We start from the raw sequence: 18,176 nt of genomic DNA, 5'->3' as shown, positions 1-18,176 counted from the left end.
TCAACAACAATGAAAAGTCAAAATACAAGCCTGTTCCAAAAAGAACTTGTGCAACAGGCATTGAAACAATCGTTTATTAAACTAAATCCCGCGTCGCTCATTAAAAACCCCGTAATGTTTACGGTTGAGGTAGGTACTGCCATAATGCTGTTTGTATGCATTTGGGTACTTATGGGCGAAAACAGCCAGGGTAGCTTTGCGTACAATTTTACGGTATTTATAATACTGCTGTTTACGCTGCTGTTTGCCAACTTTGCGGAAGCCATAGCAGAAGCCCGCGGTAAGGCGCAGGCCGATAGCCTGCGCAAGACCCGCGAGGAAACTCCGGCTAAAAAAGTAGAGCCTGTGGGCGAAATGTATGTGGATGAGATACAGGTAGTGCCGTCGTCTACGCTAAAAAAAGGCGATGTATTTATTTGCGAAGCGGGAGACATAATACCTACCGATGGCGAAATCATAGAAGGGCTTGCCACAATAGACGAAAGTGCCATAACAGGCGAAAGTGCACCGGTAATACGCGAGGCAGGAGGCGATAAAAGTTCGGTTACGGGCGGTACAAAAGTACTTTCAGACAAAATAAAAGTACAGGTAACCACTAATGCAGGCGAAAGCTTCCTGGATAAAATGATAGCCCTTGTAGAAGGAGCCAGCCGCCAAAAAACGCCAAACGAAATAGCACTTACTATTCTGCTTGCAGGATTTACTCTGGTGTTTATCATTGTTTGTGTTACGCTAAAGCCGTTTGCTGACTATGCTAACATTCCTATTACCATTGCAGCGTTTATATCATTATTTGTGTGCCTTATACCTACTACCATAGGCGGTTTGTTATCGGCCATTGGTATAGCCGGTATGGACAGGGCACTGCGTGCCAACGTTATTACCAAATCAGGTAAGGCAGTAGAAACAGCAGGGGATATAGATGTATTGTTGCTGGATAAAACAGGTACCATAACCATAGGTAACCGTAAAGCTACACATTTCCACCCCGTAAGCGGAATAGATGAAAAAACCTTTGTAAAAGCAGCCGTACTCAGTTCTATGAGTGATGATACCCCTGAAGGTAAATCCATAATAGAGCTGGCAGGTGTAGAGGTAAATGCGTTTAAGGTAGAAAGCCCACGTTTTATAAAATTTACAGCCGAAACACGTAGCTCAGGTATTGATTTTGGAGATGTGCGCATTCGCAAAGGAGCGTTTGATGCCATAAGGAACCTTGTTGAAAAAGCGGGTAATCCATTTCCGGATGAGGTAACTGAGGTGGTTAAAAAAGTTTCGGGTAATGGTGGTACGCCACTGGTAGTTTCCCAAAACGAAAAAGTACTCGGGGTAATAGAGCTTCAGGATATTATAAAAACAGGTATAGCCGAACGTTTTGACCGCCTGCGTAAAATGGGTGTAAAAACAGTAATGGTTACCGGCGATAATCCTCTTACGGCCAAATTTATTGCCGAAAAGGCAGGCGTAGATGATTTTATTGCCGAAGCTAAACCCGAAGATAAAATGAACTACATTAAGGCAGAGCAGCAACGCGGTAAGCTGGTAGCCATGATGGGCGATGGTACTAACGACGCGCCCGCACTTGCCCAGGCCGATGTGGGAGTAGCCATGAACAGTGGTACACAGGCAGCAAAAGAGGCCGGTAACATGGTAGACCTTGATAACGACCCTACTAAGTTGATTGAAATTGTGGAGATAGGTAAGCAGCTGCTTATGACCCGTGGTACGCTTACAACATTTAGTATAGCTAATGATGTAGCTAAATACTTTGCCATTATCCCGGCGTTGTTTATTACCGCCATACCGGCACTGCAAGGGCTTAATATTATGAAACTGCACAGCCCAGAAAGCGCCATACTATCTGCTGTAATATTTAACGCTATCATTATCCCGATATTGATTCCGCTGGCGCTGAAAGGCGTAACGTATAAACCTATAGGGGCATCGGCACTGCTAAGGCGTAACCTGTTTATCTATGGCTTAGGTGGTGTTATAGTACCCTTTATAGGCATCAAGATTATAGACGTATTGGTTTCGGTATTCTTTTAATAAATTTCTACAAAAATGAGAACATATATAATTCCCGCTATACGCTTAACCCTGTTTTGTGCCCTCTTTTTCTCGGGTGTTTATACCGTAGGTATTTGGGGCGTGGCACAGTTAGCACCTAATAAGGGTAATGGCTTTATAACCGAAGCTAATGGTAAACGCTACCATACTAATGTGGCACAGGCTTTTACACAGGATAAATACTTTTGGCCGCGCCCAAGTGCGGTAGACTATAATGCAGCAGGTTCGGGTGGTAGCAACAAAGGGCCTTCTAACCCGGAATACCTGGCAACAGTACAAAGCCGAATTGATACCTTTTTATTAAAAAATCCGGGCGTGGACAAAAAAGAAGTCCCTGCCGAACTGGTTACAGCCAGCGGCTCTGGCCTCGACCCGGATATTTCTCCGGAAGCGGCTACGGTACAGGTAACCCGTGTGGCAAAAGCCCGTAAACTTAGCGCGGCCGCTGTGACTAAAGTCATAAACGATGTTACCGAAAAACCGTTACTTGGCTGCATGGGCCCTGCAAAAGTGAACGTATTAAAACTTAATTTAGCAATAGACAACCTACAATAAATGAAAACCTTTTTAACCATTGCTGCACTTATAGCAACAGGCAGTGCAGCAATAGCACAAAACGACAGCATTAAAGTATTACCACAGCCCGAAGTAGCCGGACTTAAACTTAGTGCTTACATAGAAACTTACTACGCATACGATTTTAATGAACCCGTAAACAACACCCGCCCGGCGTTTTTTTATTCGCATAACAGGCATAATGAGGTAGCCTTAAATCTTGGCTTTATAAAAGCCGCTTACGATAACGGACAGGTAAGGGCTAATCTTGCGCTTATGGCAGGTACTTATGCAAATGCAAACCTGTCTGCTGAACCCGGTGTAATGAAAAATGTATACGAGGCCAATGCAGGGGTTAAAGTAAGTAAAACGGCAAATTTGTGGTTAGACGCAGGTATATTCGGCTCGCACATAGGGTTTGAAAGTGCCGTGGGTAAAGACTGCTGGAACCTTACACGCAGTATGCTGGCCGATAACTCGCCTTACTATGAAAGTGGTGCTAAGCTAAGTTATACATCGCCATCGGGCAGATGGTTTTTAAGTGGCCTTGTGCTAAACGGATGGCAGCGTATACAAAGGCCAGACGGAAACAAAAGCCTGTCTGTAGGGCATCAGCTTACGTACAAACCTTCAGATAAGGTAACGCTAAACAGCAGTTCGTTTGTGGGTAATACGTTTCCTAACGAGGACAAGCGTATGCGTTACTTCCATAATTTTTACGGCATATTTCAGCTTACGGATAAATGGGGCCTTATTACCGGATTTGATATAGGTGCAGAACAAAAGGCAAAAGGCAGCGAAAGTTACAGCTGTTGGTATTCGCCGGTGGTTATAGCGCGCTATTCGGTAAACAGTAAAATAAATCTTAGTGCAAGGGGCGAATATTATGCCGATAAATACGGGGTTATAATCCCCACAGGTACACCTAACGGGTTTAAAACTATGGGCTACTCGGTAAATTTTGACTACAACATGTACAGCAATGTAGTATGGAGGGTAGAGGCACGTACGCTTAACAGTAAGGACGATATTTTTGTAAATAATCCCAATCTCAGGGCAACAGATACATTTGTAACTACGGCACTGGCAATTTCATTCTAATGGAAGAAAGAGATACAAATGCGCAACATTTCCTGGATTTAATTCAGAGGTCGCGTAGGGGTAAGTTTAAGGTCTACATCGGCATGAGTGCCGGTGTAGGCAAAACCTACCGTATGCTGCAGGAAGCGCACACCCTGCTCAGGAATGGTATCGATATAAAAATAGGCTATATAGAAACGCACAACCGTAAAGAAACCCACGAATTGCTGGACGGGCTTCCGGTAGTGCCGCGCAGGTCTATTTTCTACAAAGGAAAATATCTGGACGAAATGGATGTACAGGCTATTATTAACCTGCGGCCCGAAGTGGTGGTGGTAGATGAGCTTGCGCATACTAACATAGAGGGCAGCCGTAACGAAAAACGTTGGCAGGACGTTATGGAAATTCTTGATGCAGGGATAAATGTTATAAGCGCGGTAAACATTCAGCATATAGAAAGCCTTAACGATGATGTAAGGGATATTACCGGCATTGAAGTAAAAGAGCGCATACCCGATAGCGTACTAAAAGCGGCCGATGAGGTGGTAAATATAGACCTTACCGCAGACGAGCTTATAACTCGCCTTAAAGAAGGCAAAATTTACACCCAGGATAAAATACCCTATGCGTTGTCTAACTTTTTTAAGTCAGAGCACATACTAAGGCTGCGTGAACTGGCCCTTAAAGAAGTAGCCAGCCAGGTAGAGCGTAAGGTAGAAACCGAGGTTACGGGCTATACAGGCAGGCAGGAGCGCTTTATGGCCTGTATAAGCAGTAATCCTGTAACGGCTAAAAAGGTAATACGCAAAACGGCAAGGCTTGCCAATTACTACCACAGCAAGTGGTTTTTGCTGTATGTAGAAACCCCTGCCGAAGCCCCCGATAAAATAGCGCTTAACAAGCAACGCCTGCTTATAAATAATTATAAACTTGCCATGGAGCTGGGAGCAGAAATTGTTAAGGTAGAAAGCGCCGGTATAGCTTCGGCTATTATGGCCACTGCCGAAGCCCGCAAGGTTACTACCATTTGCATCGGTAAGCCGCACATAAACTTATTTAAAGTAATTTTGTCTACCAATGTGTTTAAGTCGCTGCTTAATAAACTTTCCAGCAGCGATATTGACCTCGTAATACTTTCTTAGAAAATGAAAATAAGAACCAAACTGCAGCTGGCACTGGGCACGTTGTTTTTGCTCATAGCCATACTATCGGCTTTTGCCATAAGGCAGGTAAACCTACTGGCACAGGATACCAAGAACATCCTGGTGGCAAATTACCAGTCGCTTGATTACAGCCGTAACATGCTTAAAGCCATAGATGCAGATACGCTTTCAGCAAACAACCTGAGCCAGTTTAAGCTGTACCTTAACAAGCAGCTTGCTAACATAACCGAGGTAGGAGAGAAGGAGTTTACTACAGAGCTGCAACAACAATATATATCGTTAGAGAAAAATCCGGAAGACAAAACGGTTTTAAGGAGCATCAGGGCATCTTTAAACGGTGTTATGAAACTTAATATGGATGCCATACAGCGCAAGAGCGCCGTAGCCGAGAAAACAGCAGACAGCTCTGTATTGTGGCTTACATTTACGGCTGCACTGTGTATAAGCCTTGGGTTTTTACTGTTTATTAACCTGCCTACAGCCATTGCCGCACCCATAAAAAAGCTGACCGACAGTATCCGCCAGATTGCCGAAAAAAACTATTCGCAGCGCGTGTACATAGAGGGGCATGATGAGTTTGCCACCATGGCCAGTACCTTTAACTCTATGGCACAGAAACTGGAAGAATACTCTGCCAGCGACCTTGCAAAATTAATGACGGAGAAGAAAAGGGTAGAAACACTTATAGATAATATGGCAGACCCTGTGATAGGCCTGGATGAGAAACACCATATACTATTTATAAACGAAGAAGCGCTTAAAATCACTGCGCTTAAAAAGGAAAATATTATTGGTAAAAATATAAGCGAAGTAGCGCTTACTAACGACCTTATAAGGGATTTAAGCAGGGAAGCCGTACTGGGAGATGTAAAGCCAAGGGAAGTCTTAAAAATATTCTCTGAGGGTAAAGAAGGCTATTTTGAAAAAAACATTGTACCCATACAAATTGTACCTACCGGCGAAAGCCAGCAAAAAAAGATAGGTTCGGTAGTAATACTGCGAAACATCACCGCCCACAAAGAGCTTGATGAAGCCAAGACCAACTTTATTGCTACGGTATCGCATGAGTTTAAAACGCCCATTGCCAGCATGAAAATGAGTCTTCAACTTTTAGAAAACGAAAGGATAGGCGTTTTAAACGATGAACAGAAAAACCTTATAACAGGCATTAAAGACGATGCCGAGCGTTTACTGCGTACTACAGGCGAACTGCTGGACATAAGCCAGGTAGAGGCAGGCAAATGGCAAATTAAAAATGAGCCTTGCAGCCTTGCAGGCCTGGTAGAGGAAGCATTACAGGCCAATCGCCAAACGGCTAACAACAAAGGTTTGCTGCTTGAAGCTAATATTCCGCAGGAGTTGCCACTGGTAACGGCTGATAAGGATAAGATGGTTTGGGTGATTTCTAACCTTATTTCTAACGCCATTCGCTATTCTTACGAAAACAGCAGTATTAAGCTGGATGTTAGCGCCGCTAATGACAAGGTAATTTTAAAAGTTGCCGATTCTGGTGTGGGTATTCCTGAAAATTACCTTAACCGTATTTTTGATAGGTATTTTAAAGTACCCGGCAGCATTAAGGGCGGTACAGGCCTGGGTCTTGCCATAAGCAGGGAGTTTATCCAGGCTATGGGTGGCAGTATAACGGTACAGAGCAAAGTAGGTGGCGGCACAGTGTTTAGCATAACCCTGAATGCGGTAAAAGATAACAAGTAACCTAAACAGAGCGAGTTTTTGTTATTTTTGTTGCGGTAAAATCCTTTGTAAGCATGACACAGAAAATCCTGGTAGTGGAAGACGACGCCCGTGTTTCAGAACTTCTTGTAAGGGGATTAACAGAGCATGGATTTGAGGTAACAGCCGTTGCCGATGGCATTGAAGCCATAAGCACCTTTGCCGCGCAACGTTTTAATCTTGTAATAACCGATGTTATTTTACCGGGATTAAGCGGGCTCGATATTTGCCGCCAGTTCAGGCGTATTAACCCCGAAGCTCCTATAATCATGCTCACTGCGCTGGGCAATACAGACGATAAGCTTGACGGCTTTGATGCAGGAGCCGATGATTATATGGTAAAGCCCTTTGAGTTACGGGAGCTAATGGCGCGTATACGGGCTTTACTAAAGCGTTCAGGTGCTACTACTATACCTGCCTCAAATGTGCTTTCCTACGCCGACCTTAAAGTTAATGTTGCTACTAAAGAGGTAATACGTGCAGGCAATGCCATAAACCTAACCCCTAAGGAATTTAAGCTGCTGGAGTACCTGTTAAAGCATCCTGAAAAAGTACTTTCGCGGGCAGAAATTGCCGAGAATGTATGGGATACCCATTTTGATACGGGTACTAACTTTATTGATGTTTACATTAACTATCTCCGCAAGAAGATAGATAAGGATTTTGCCGTTAAACTAATCCACACCAAACCGGGAATGGGTTTTATGCTTCGTGAAGAACTATGAAAATACGTACCCGACTCAGCCTGCTTTATCTTGCCCTTACAGCTGCTGTGCTGTTAGGTTTCGCTTTTATCATTTATATCTCCGCAAAAAATGACCGTGAAAAGGAGTTCTACACACGCCTGGAACGGGAGGCTGTAACCAAGGCGAACCTGTATTTTGATGCGAAGGTAGATGCTAAAACACTTCAGGATATTTATAAAAATAACAGGCTTACTATCAATGAAGTAGAGGTGGCTATTTTTAGCGAAGATTTAAAACTGCTTTACCATGACTCTAAAGAAATAGATGCTGTAAAAGAAACCCGGGCTATGCTTACCAAAATACGCGATAAGGGCCATATTAACTTTACGCAAAACGGCTGGCAGGTAACCGGTATTCTACACAACTACAAGGGCAAAAACTACATTATTACCGCTATTGCTTATGATAAATACGGTTATAAAAAACTCGACAGCCTTTTTAAAACCAGTGTTTTGGTATTCTTTATCACATTGCCGCTGTTGTACTTTTTGGCGTTGTATTTCTCTAAAAAAGCACTGGAACCCATAACCGACATTACAGAGAAAGCCAACCTTATTTCGGGGTCTAACTTACACCTTAGGCTCGATGTTACAGAGGGGAAAGATGAGCTTAACACGCTTTCGCAAACCTTTAATATTATGCTTACGCGCCTTGAGAATTCATTTGATTCGCAAAAGCAATTTATTTCGAATATTTCGCATGAAATCCGTACACCGCTGGCAGCCATAATCACCGAGTTGGAACTTGCCGACCGTAATGACAAAACCGTTGACGAATATAGGGGGGCGGTTAAAAACGCCCTTAAAGATGCATCACGCCTTGTAAAATTGTCTAACAGCCTTTTAGATTTGGCTAAGGCAAGTTATGATCCTTCCGAAATTTCTATGAGGCCCGTGCGTGCAGACGAGTTGCTTTTAGATGCCCTGCATATTGTGCAGGTGGCTAATAAAGGCTATGAGGCAGAAATAAACTTCGATGGATTTTCAGACAGCGACAGCCAGGTTACAGTTAACGGCAACGAATACCTGCTGCGTGTAGCATTTATGAATATCATAGAAAATGCCTGCAAATTTAGTACAGACAAGCGCTGCCGGATTACCATTTCGTTTAATGAAAATGCGCTTATAATTACTTTTTCTGATAACGGCATAGGTATAGAGCAAACAGATATAGACAACCTTTTTACCCCGTTTTACAGGGGTAAAAACAAAAAGTTTGCTGAGGGTAACGGCATAGGCCTGTCGCTTACCCGCAGGATTGTTATCCTTCACAACGGCACTATAAGCGTAACGTCGGTGGTGGGTAAAGGTTCAGAATTTGTAATTACGCTACCGCATCTTTAAAATTCTAATGGTTTTCTAATTTTTTTCTAATCGGTCTCTAACCGCCTTAAACGCTACTACTCCCGAACTTTGCATGGTTAATTTACATTAAACATGTGTAGCGTTTTAAAATCATCTTTCATTTACTTTTTACTACTGGCGGTTACAGGGGTATCTGCGCAGTCTGTAAAAACGTTGTCTTTGCAGGACGCGCTTAAAACCGCGCGCGGTAACAACCTGCAGCTTAAAGCCGCGAAATTTAATATTAACATAGCTGAGGCTGATGTGGTTACGGCATCGCTGCGCCCTAACCTGCAGCTGAATAACCAGTCATTGCAAATGATGGCAAGCGACCATTATAAGGCAAACACGCAGTGGTATAACCCGGCAAATCGCCAGGTGTGGTGGCAGCTTACAAAAACGCTTCAGATAGCGGGGCAGCGCGCCAACAAAATTGATTTTGCACAAAAAAATACCGACGTAAACAAAGCGGGCTATGCCGAAACAGAGCGCGCCATGTTTGCCGATGTAGCTACAAAATGGCTGGAGGTGTGGAATGCGCAGCGCAACCTTAAAATGATTAACTACGCCCGCCAAAACGTAGACAGTGTGGTTATTATAAATAAGGTCCGCCTTAAGAACCAGGTTGTAACCGAAACTGATTTTTACCGCACCCAGCTATTGTCTAAACAATATACGCTGCAATACACTACTGCAAAGCAGGAGCTTAACAATAAATTGAAAGAGCTTATGCTTGCCTTAGGTACTACAGACAGCATCAGTGTAAAAAATGATGAGGTTTTTCCGCCTGCGGTTACACAGAGCTTTAAGGAACTGCTGGATCAGGCCAGTAGGGAGCGTACCGATTTAAAACTGGCGGTTTCTCAAATGGCTGCGTCTGAGAGTAACATAAAACTACAAAAGTCTATGGCTATACCACAGCCACAGGCCGGACTTATATACAACCCGCAGAATACGGTGCCTTACGCGGGTATATATGTAACCATAGACCTGCCGTTTTTTGACCGTAATCAAGGCGAGATTAAAAAATCACAATATTTAAGACAACAGGCAGAACAGCAGTATACCGCGGTTCAGCAACAGGTAAATACTGAATTATCTACAGCATACAACAGTTACCGCACGCAGCAGCAAAATATAGAAGGTTATAAGGCTGTGCTGAAACAGTCGTCGGATATTTTGTCTAACGTAAAGTATGCTTATCTGAAAGGCGGTACTACCGTAATAGATTTTCTTGAAGCCCAGCGCAGCTGGCTCGATGTACAGCAGCAGTATAACGATGCGTTGTATCTATACCACCAAAGCTACATTCAGCTTTTATATTCTACAGGTTTAATTAATAACATGGCCCAATAATACATGAAATCACTAATTGTAAACACAACCCTTTGCCTTGTGCTGCTTACTTCTTGTAAACACGAAGAAAAGAAGCCGCTAGAGGCGTACATAGCTCCCGTTGTTACTAACAACGGCACTGATATTACTTTTAAAGATACTACAGAAATGCGCGGCTTTACAACCGAAAAGCTATTGGCCGGCGGTTTATCGGCAACGGTTACGGCACCGGCAAAGGTAGCTGCTACCGTATTGCCTTCAGATACGGGCGCTGCGCAAAACATTATCCTTTTTGACGATACAGAACTTGCAGCCAATTATACCCAGCTTTTACAGCATCAGGCCAACATAAAGCAGGAAACCGCTGTAAACATAAAACAAAAAGAAATTGAGTACCAAAGAACCCAGGATCTTAAACTACACGGTGCCGCTACCGGACAGGATGTGCTAAATGCTAAATCGTCGCTTTCTATGGAGCAGACCAATCTTGCCAATGAAAAGTCGGCACTTATAGAACACGAAACTAAGCTTAAAGCCGCCGGTTTCGATATGTCGGTACTAAAGAAGGCGCAGTCTGGCGTAGCGTACATCATTTGCGATGTAGCAGAAAACCAGGTGGGCAATGTAAAACCCGGTGCTACCTGCACGCTTACGTTTAACTCTTTTCCGGGGGAAACATTTAACGGGAAAATAGACGGCATTGCCGATGCGGTAGATAACGCTACCCGCATGATTAAAGTAAGGATTAAGATAGCCAACACGGATTTCAGGTTTAAGGCGGGTATGTTTGCCAATGTATCTTTTAGTATAAAGGAAAACAACACCATGAGCGTAAATAAGTTTTCGCTTATTACTGTGCAGGGCAAGAGTTACGTATTTGTAAAAAAATCGCCTGCCGTGTTTGAGCGCAGGGCGGTAGTAACATCGGTACAAATAGGCGACAGGGTAACTGTATTAAGCGGACTTAGCAGTGGCGATGAAGTGGCTACGGGAGGCGTAATGCAGCTTAAGGGACTTAGTTTCGGATATTAATACAAAGTGAAACTATGTTACAGGCACAAATTTTTATAGACAAAGACGAGCTAAAGGGCACAGTGCCGCTTTACAAGTTTATTACCCGATTGCTTTTAGAACAGGGCATAGCAGGTGCTACCACTTTTGAAGGATATAGTGGCTACGGGCGGCATCAGCGGCTAAAAATGCCCACGCAGGAATTTTCGTTTGACGAGGTTCCGCTACTCATTGTGTTTATAGATGAGGAAGAAAAGGTAACAAAAGCATTAACAGAATTAAGAAAACATTACAGGGGTGGTTTTATAGTAACCCATCCTGTAGAACAATGGTAAGGCCATGATAAAGAATCTGCTTATATTTTCATTAAAAAACCGCTGGCTGGTTGTTGCCATAAGTATAGTGCTTATGGGAACCGGGTATTATTGTTTTACCCAGTTAAAAATTGAAGCCTACCCGGATATAGCCGATACTAACGTAATTGTGGTGTCTCAGTACCAGGGGCGTGCCGCCGAAGAGGTGGAACAACAGGTAACAGTACCCATAGAACGAGCATTACAAAATACGCCAAACGTACTGGACAGAAGAAGCCGTACCATATTTGGACTTTCGGTAGTACAACTTACGTTTAAAGACGGTACAGACGATTATTTTGCACGCCAGCAGGTAATGGAACGCCTTGCCACGGTAGAACTGCCCGATGGCGTTTCGCCGGAGCTTGCACCGCTATCTACAGCCGTAGGCGAAATTTTGCGCTATGTGGTAGAGGCTCCACCTACGTTTTCGCCTACACAGCTGCGCGATTTGCAGGACTGGGTAATAAAGCCTTACCTGCTGCAAACACCGGGGATTGCAGATATTACTACCTTCGGAGGGCCGTTAAAGCAATTCCACATTCTTACCGCACCCGAAAAATTAAGGAAATACGGACTTACCATAGCCGATATAGAAAGGGCTGTAGGCAGTAACAACCTAAACTCGGGCGGTAACGTACTTTCGCGCGGGGGGCAGGGTTTTGCCGTGCGTGGGCTGGGTGCCATTAAAAGCGAGGACGACATTGAGAACATTGTACTGAAATCAGATAACGGCGTACCGGTATTTATACACGATGTGGCCAGTGTGGAAATAGCACCACCACCGCCAAGCGGGGTTTTGGGCTATACCGTTACGCAGGAAAAAGTGAATGAAAACAATGGGGTAGAAGGTATTGTACTGCTACGCCGTTATGAAAACCCGAGCGAAGTGCTTAAAGCCCTTAAGCAGCGCATGGAAGAGTTACAGGCTAATGAGCTCCCGGCAGGTGTGCGGTTAAGGCCGTTGTACGACAGGAGTTTTCTTATAGACCACTCGTTAGAAACTGTAGGTAAAACCCTTTTTGAAGGGATAAGCATTGTAATCATCATCCTTATATTTTTCCTGGGCAGCTTCAGGAGCGCGCTGGTGGTAGCACTTACCATTCCGTTTTCGTTGCTGTTTGCGTTTATACTTATGCGCCTTACGGGCATACCGGCTAACCTGCTTTCGCTAGGTGCCATAGACTTTGGTATTATAGTAGATGGCGCCTGCGTTATGGTAGAGCACCTTATACGGAAATACCGAAACGCAACGCCCGAGGAGAAAGAGGAAGGGATCATACGCATAACGCTATCTGCAGCGCAGGAAGTAGGCCGCGAGATCTTCTTCTCGGTTACCATTATCATATTGGCATATATGCCTATCTTGTTAATGACCAGGGTAGAAGGGAAACTGTTTTCACCTATGGCTTTAACACTGTCTTTTGCGGTTATCGGTTCTATGCTGGCAGCGCTAACGCTAATACCGGTGTTGATTTCATTTGTGTACAATAAGGCGGTAAACGGTACGGGCAAGCCACTGAAAGAGCATAAAAACTTTGTCTTAGACCGTGTAGACCGCGGATACGACAGGGTGGTAAATTTCCTTTTAAACAACGCCTCTAAAGCGGTTATCACAGGGTTTATCATTGTATTGGTACTCATAGGTTTTGGGGCAAAACTGGGTAGTGAATTTTTGCCGGAGCTCGATGAAGGGTCTATCTTCCTGAGGGGGAACTTTGCTGCCGGTATTACCATTCAGGAAAATGCCAAATACGCGCCTAAAATCCGAAAGATAATAGCAGGGTATCCGCAGATTGCCTTTGTAATTACACAAACAGGAAGAAATGACGATGGAACAGACCCGTTCCCTACAAACCGTAACGAAATCCTGGTGGGGCTTAAAGACTATAAACTTTGGAGCGATACCATTTCTAAAAAAGACCTTGTTACACAAATAAAAGCCGACTTGTCGCGTGAGTTGCCAAGCGTTCGTTTTACCTCTGGGCAACCTATTATAGACCAGGTTATGGAAATTGTAACCGGTAGTGCGGCAGACCTTGCCGTGTCTGTAGTGGGAGATGACCTTAAACTTATGCGTACAAAAGCCGACTCTATAGCTGCCATTGTAACCAAAATGAAGGGTAGCGAAGGGGTAAACATAGAGCAGGAGGGTACACAGGAGCAGCTTGCCATAAAAATAAACCGCGAAGCAGCCGCCCGTTACGGTATTAATGTTTCGGATATTATGAATATGATTGAAGCCGCCATAGGTGGAAAAAATATTTCGGTACTTTATGATGGTACTAAGCGCTATGATATAGTAGTGCGCTACCTGCCACAGTACCGCGATAATATAGACGAAATAAAGAAGCTACTGGTACCATCGGCTACCGGGGCGCTGATAAGTATGGATGAGCTGGCACAAATTGAATTTGTAGAGGGTCAAACCAATATTTACCGCTATAACAATAAGCGTATGGTTACCGTGCGTACTAACATTCGCGGCGAAGACCAGGTGAGTTTTGTAAAAGAGCTGCAAAGCAAAATTGACAAACAGATTAAACTTCCGCAAGGGTATAAAATAGTATACGGTGGCCAGTACGAAAACCTGGAGCGCGCGGGTAAGCAGCTTACCTTTACCATTCCGCTTACGCTTATTGTGGTATTTGTGTTCCTGTTTATGCTATACAAAGATTATAAGTATACGCTTATTACCACCAGTTGTATATTGTTTGCCCTGGCGGGCGGTATTATAGCATTGCTTATACGCGGGTATTACTTTAACGTATCGGCAGGTGTGGGCTTCGTGTCTATATTTGGTATTTCGGTTATGGCCGGGGTACTGCTGGTATCGGCCTTAAACCGCGCTACAGATAATGGTAACTTTAGCCTGCAAACCATAAAGGCGGTATCTAAGGAACAATTAAGGGCACTCATGTCTATTTTATTCCTAGCCATACTTGGGCTTATACCGGCGGCAACCTCTAAGGGTATTGGGTCTGACGTGCAACGCCCGTTAGCTACGGTAATCATTGGCGGGCTTACCAGTACGTTACTGTTTGCACCGCTTATTATACCACCGCTGTACTGGTGGGCCAATAAAAAGAGTAAGCTGAAGGCTGCCACAGCACCTGACGAGCAGTTGTAACCAAATAACTATATTAAACAAGAAAAAGCCACGCATTGCGTGGCTTTTTTAATTGAACTAACCCAAATGTAATGAAAAACTATGATACTGATTTTAATTACTTTTTAATGAATTTGATGTTTTGCACCGCGTTACCGTTGGCAACTTTAGCCACATAAACACCATTTGTTAGCGCTGAAATATCAATACCCGCGCTTATGTTAGAAATTCCGTTTGCATTTAGCACAACTTTACCGGTAACATCAGTAATCATTATACTGATATTATCGTTATCTACGCCCTTGAAGAACAGTTTGTCTGAAGCCGGGTTAGGGAAGGCCACAATCTGCGCTTTATTAGCTGTCTGTGTGTTGTTTATGGCTGTGGCCACTACGGTAGTAAACTCGGTTCCATCATAAGCAATCTGTAGTTCTTTACCCGCTGCAGGTGCTATTTGCCCTGTGGCAACGTAGCCGTTAATGATAGCTGTAAAGTCTACCCCGGTGCGCCTTACCCTAAGTGTACCATTATCAATAACAATTTTACCGTTAGCATGTATTGCTAAGTTAGGGCTGGCAAGGTCAAGGTGGTTTACGGTTACCGTACCTTCGTTAAGGTTCATTTGCCCTACTACAGTACCTAATGTGCCAGTGTTTGCAGGAGTATCTAGATATAAATCGCCTACAATGAACCCTTGCCCGGTATTAACCGTACCACCGTTTACATTAATAGTTCCGTTTGGCCCTATAACGGTGTTCCAGTATGCTTCAGATGTACCACCTGCATTTACGTTAAGTACACCTGTAGGGTAAAAATCGCGGGTACCCACCTCTACCTGATAGCCACCGCTTATAAGCCCGCCATCGTTAACGTTAACGGTTCCGTTTCCATTTTGCAATACGCCTATAAAAATTCCCTGCCAGTTGGTTTCGTGCAGGCTGCGCATGGTACCGCCGTTAATGTTTACCGTTCCGCTGCCTTCGCGACCCACGCGGATAATATTACGGCAAATGAACGAAGCACCACTGTTAATGGTAACATTGCCGTTTAGCCAGTCGTTAAAATAAAGCTGAAAATCAGCATTTACAGTAAGGTTTCCTCCCAGGTTATCGTAAATGCCCGGCTGCCAGTCTATCCATTGACCTATAACAGGTGATTGACCCTGTGTGTTTGTACGCACAATTTTAAAAGCAGAGTTGTCAAACACTACGGGGCCGTCTGAACTGGTCCAGTTAGAGGTGTTGTAAAACTGGTTGCTGGCAGAACCCGACCAGGTGTACGTTTGACCGTAGGCATTAGCTCCGTACATAAAACTCGCCATTGCTGCAACAATGACCATTTTACCTAAGCGTAGTTTTTGTTTCATAAGAATTTTTTGGATTGTTTAATAAATGTTGTTTTTACACTTATCAAATATAAAACAAAAAATGATTATTTATCAAAAAAGAGTTAAATTTTTTTTTAAACCAAAATAATATATCGTTAGAGTGCCGTAAATGTGTAATTGTGTTTTAATGTGTATAGCTTGTAAAATATGTGGATTGTAGTATTTTCAAGGCCTTTTAAAGCACAATGTTTTCAGTCAAATTGAAGACACATATAATAGTAGCTAATAAGCTAAATTATAAATAGGGGCTACAGGAATTAATAGGCTATAATAATTTACCCCAGTTTTTTAATAGTAAAAAGCTCGTTATGATCTTCCACCTTTGGATACATACGCACGGAAAAATTTTCGTTGAACGCCTGCCTGTAGCGTACATTACGTTCTTTATCTTTTTCGGTTAATGTCATGGTATTAAATAAGATAAATCCATTTACATTAAGCATATCATTTACCCGCTGTATAAAGAAATCCTCAAACAAAAAATTGGGCATTACCGTGTCCTTAAAAATGTCTATAATAATAAGGTCGTACTTTTCAGTGCATTTAAGCACGTATTCAAAAGCGTCGGTTATAATCACGTTGCAGTTTTCTACTTTGTCTAATCCAAAATACGTATTGGCCAAAGCTATAACCTTAGGGTCAATTTCTACCCCGGTAATAGTGCCCTTAAAGCCGATGTCATCGGCAAGGGTTTTAATTACGCTACCGCCCGCTACGCCCAGTACCAGTACATTGTGAAAGCCACGTATGCGTTCAAAACCAATGTACTGAAGCCCTTTGCGTAATATGCGCTGCAGGCTGCCGTAAGAGTAATTGGTATTTTTACTGTCCAGCACCAGCTTACCGTTATTAAGGGTAACTTCAAGCCGCTGGCTTATAGCTGAATGTCTTTTTAAAATATTTACCGGGATAAAATAGCTCAGTATTTTTCTAAGCATGGTTGTTATAGCGTTAGGGCGCAAATATACATTTTTGATTTTTCTTACACCATACCTTTAAAGCAACAGGTTTACTATGCTTTTGATATTGATTTTGTGAGGAAGTAGCCCACTATACCGAAGATAATAGCCATAGTCATTGGGAAAAACCATTCGCTTAGTTGTGGGTTTTGGGTATCAGCAACGGCAATAGTGCTGTATGCTATAACAGCAAACAATACTACAACGCCCAGTTTAAGCCAACGTATCATACGGGTGGCAATGGTGTACTGGCGTAAGGCATTTTCTGGAGTTATTTGTACAGCAAAATTATACAAGTGCGGGAAACGATTGAGCAGGGTTAAACCTACATACAGCACTGTTGAAATGGCTGGTAGCCCAAATATAGAAGTTTTGTCTCCGAAACCATCGGCCTTCCCACTAGCGCCAAAATGTGTGGGGATGACTTTCGGAAGGGTTTTGTACGAAAGTAAAATGCAACACCAAAAAAGTGACAGTGTTACCCAGCCTGCAATTTCTACAGCTTTGTCAGTAGGGGTAAGGGTGGGTTGTAATTTTGGCCTGTAGGGTTTCATACGCTATTTATATACTACTAAAATTAAGATAAAGAGCAACACAAATACTAAAAATACCAGCTTAGTGGTTAGCGGCAGCGGACTATCTGTGTGTGTAACAGCTTTACGCTCAGGTGACAGAGGTTGTTCGGGTTGTTTTTCCAAGGCGGCTAATTTTGCACTGAAACCGCTGTAATGTACGGCCAGTTTTTGCAGCTTTTCGTACACCTTTTCTTTTGTGTCGGCATTTAGGAAAATACAGCATGTAAGGACTTCATCTACAATTAGATTGTTTGTGGTGATATCCCGTTCTGCAAGCAGGTGCGTAATGTTATCGTCAGACAGCAGATTGAAAATTATAGTATATAACTCCCCCTGTTTTACGTGCCCACCATTAGTAAGCACACGGTTTTTAATGGCTTTTATTTGTAACAGGTACTGTATAGGCGATGGCTTTCCCGATGTGTTGCCCCTGCCACGGTACGTGCTTTTTACCCCACGCGAATAGTCGTATTCGTTTCGGGCTGCGGGGTCGTTTAGTATCACATAGGCCTCGGCTATGAGCTTAAAATGCTCCTCACTTTTTTTGTTGCCCTGGTTCTTATCCGGATGATGCTGTAGTGCCAGCTGCCTGTAGGCTTTCTTTATATCGGCCTGCGGGCAATCATGGGCTACGCCTAGTATTTTATAGTAGTCTTTCATCCGTGTTTAAAGTGGATGCAAGTTAGGGATTATTTAATTTATTTTGTAATTGGTAAAATATTATAGTTGCTGAAGTAATATGTATTTTATTTTCGG

Annotated in this window: 15 protein-coding genes; 11 read left to right on the top strand and 4 right to left on the bottom strand. The window is 43.3% G+C overall.

The window, feature by feature from the left end; translation table 11 throughout:
- Positions 1 to 9: 9 nt before the first annotated feature.
- The 11 genes from kdpB to ACLI08_RS10165 all read left to right on the top strand — a co-directional run bounded on the left by kdpB (position 10) and on the right by ACLI08_RS10165 (position 14,520).
- Positions 10 to 2,049, top strand: coding sequence for a potassium-transporting ATPase subunit KdpB (gene kdpB / locus ACLI08_RS10215; RefSeq protein WP_411428386.1), 2,040 nt, complete (start codon positions 10 to 12; stop codon positions 2,047 to 2,049).
- A 15-nt stretch (positions 2,050 to 2,064) separates the two neighbouring features.
- Positions 2,065 to 2,625, top strand: coding sequence for a K(+)-transporting ATPase subunit C (locus ACLI08_RS10210; protein WP_411428385.1), 561 nt, complete (start codon positions 2,065 to 2,067; stop codon positions 2,623 to 2,625).
- Entirely contained in the window at positions 2,626 to 3,726 is a 1,101-nt protein-coding gene (locus tag ACLI08_RS10205; RefSeq protein WP_411428384.1) for a porin, read from the top strand. It abuts the gene before it with no gap.
- Positions 3,726 to 4,847: a sensor protein KdpD gene (locus tag ACLI08_RS10200; RefSeq protein WP_411428383.1), complete on the top strand. Its 1,122-nt coding sequence runs from the start codon at positions 3,726 to 3,728 to the stop codon at positions 4,845 to 4,847. Before ACLI08_RS10205 ends, ACLI08_RS10200 begins: the two co-directional genes overlap by 1 nt.
- Positions 4,848 to 4,850: 3 nt before the next feature.
- Positions 4,851 to 6,584, top strand: a complete 1,734-nt coding sequence (locus ACLI08_RS10195) for an ATP-binding protein (protein WP_411428382.1) — start codon at positions 4,851 to 4,853, stop codon at positions 6,582 to 6,584.
- 53 nt (positions 6,585 to 6,637) lie between these two features.
- Positions 6,638 to 7,327 (top strand): response regulator transcription factor, encoded by a 690-nt coding sequence (locus ACLI08_RS10190; protein ID WP_411428381.1) that lies wholly within the window; start codon positions 6,638 to 6,640, stop codon positions 7,325 to 7,327.
- Positions 7,324 to 8,691 carry an ATP-binding protein gene (locus tag ACLI08_RS10185; RefSeq protein WP_411428380.1) on the top strand — a complete coding sequence of 456 codons (1,368 nt, stop codon included), beginning with the start codon at positions 7,324 to 7,326 and terminating at the stop codon, positions 8,689 to 8,691. The genes ACLI08_RS10190 and ACLI08_RS10185 overlap by 4 nt, the downstream gene beginning before the upstream one ends.
- A 93-nt stretch (positions 8,692 to 8,784) precedes the next feature.
- A complete protein-coding gene (locus tag ACLI08_RS10180; RefSeq protein ID WP_411428379.1) occupies positions 8,785 to 10,047 on the top strand; it encodes a TolC family protein in 1,263 nt (420 codons plus the stop codon).
- A 3-nt stretch (positions 10,048 to 10,050) separates the two neighbouring features.
- Positions 10,051 to 11,058 (top strand): efflux RND transporter periplasmic adaptor subunit, encoded by a 1,008-nt coding sequence (locus tag ACLI08_RS10175; RefSeq protein ID WP_411428378.1) that lies wholly within the window; start codon positions 10,051 to 10,053, stop codon positions 11,056 to 11,058.
- Between the two features lie 14 nt (positions 11,059 to 11,072).
- On the top strand, positions 11,073 to 11,372 hold the full coding sequence (locus tag ACLI08_RS10170) for a DUF190 domain-containing protein (RefSeq protein WP_411428377.1): 300 nt from the start codon (positions 11,073 to 11,075) through the stop codon (positions 11,370 to 11,372).
- A gap of 4 nt (positions 11,373 to 11,376) precedes the next feature.
- Positions 11,377 to 14,520 (top strand): efflux RND transporter permease subunit, encoded by a 3,144-nt coding sequence (locus ACLI08_RS10165; protein WP_411428376.1) that lies wholly within the window; start codon positions 11,377 to 11,379, stop codon positions 14,518 to 14,520.
- 97 nt (positions 14,521 to 14,617) lie between these two features.
- On the opposite strand, the gene ACLI08_RS10160 is transcribed toward ACLI08_RS10165, so the two are convergent.
- The 4 genes from ACLI08_RS10160 to ACLI08_RS10145 all read right to left on the bottom strand — a co-directional run bounded on the left by ACLI08_RS10160 (position 14,618) and on the right by ACLI08_RS10145 (position 18,080).
- Positions 14,618 to 15,865 carry a T9SS type A sorting domain-containing protein gene (locus ACLI08_RS10160; protein WP_411428375.1) on the bottom strand — a complete coding sequence of 416 codons (1,248 nt, stop codon included), beginning with the start codon at positions 15,863 to 15,865 and terminating at the stop codon, positions 14,618 to 14,620.
- Positions 15,866 to 16,161: 296 nt separating this feature from the next.
- A complete protein-coding gene (locus ACLI08_RS10155) occupies positions 16,162 to 16,824 on the bottom strand; it encodes a spermidine synthase (RefSeq protein WP_411428374.1) in 663 nt (220 codons plus the stop codon).
- 74 nt (positions 16,825 to 16,898) lie between these two features.
- Positions 16,899 to 17,399: a DUF1648 domain-containing protein gene (locus ACLI08_RS10150; RefSeq protein WP_411428373.1), complete on the bottom strand. Its 501-nt coding sequence runs from the start codon at positions 17,397 to 17,399 to the stop codon at positions 16,899 to 16,901.
- 3 nt (positions 17,400 to 17,402) lie between these two features.
- Entirely contained in the window at positions 17,403 to 18,080 is a 678-nt protein-coding gene (locus tag ACLI08_RS10145; protein WP_411428372.1) for a J domain-containing protein, read from the bottom strand.
- Positions 18,081 to 18,176 lie beyond the last annotated feature (96 nt).

This window comes from Flavobacterium sp. RNTU_13, from assembly GCF_046614455.1.
In the GTDB taxonomy this organism is placed as follows: domain Bacteria; phylum Bacteroidota; class Bacteroidia; order Flavobacteriales; family Flavobacteriaceae; genus Flavobacterium.
Note: the sequence above shows the minus strand (reverse complement) of the source record. Positions and strands in the feature narration are given on the sequence as shown.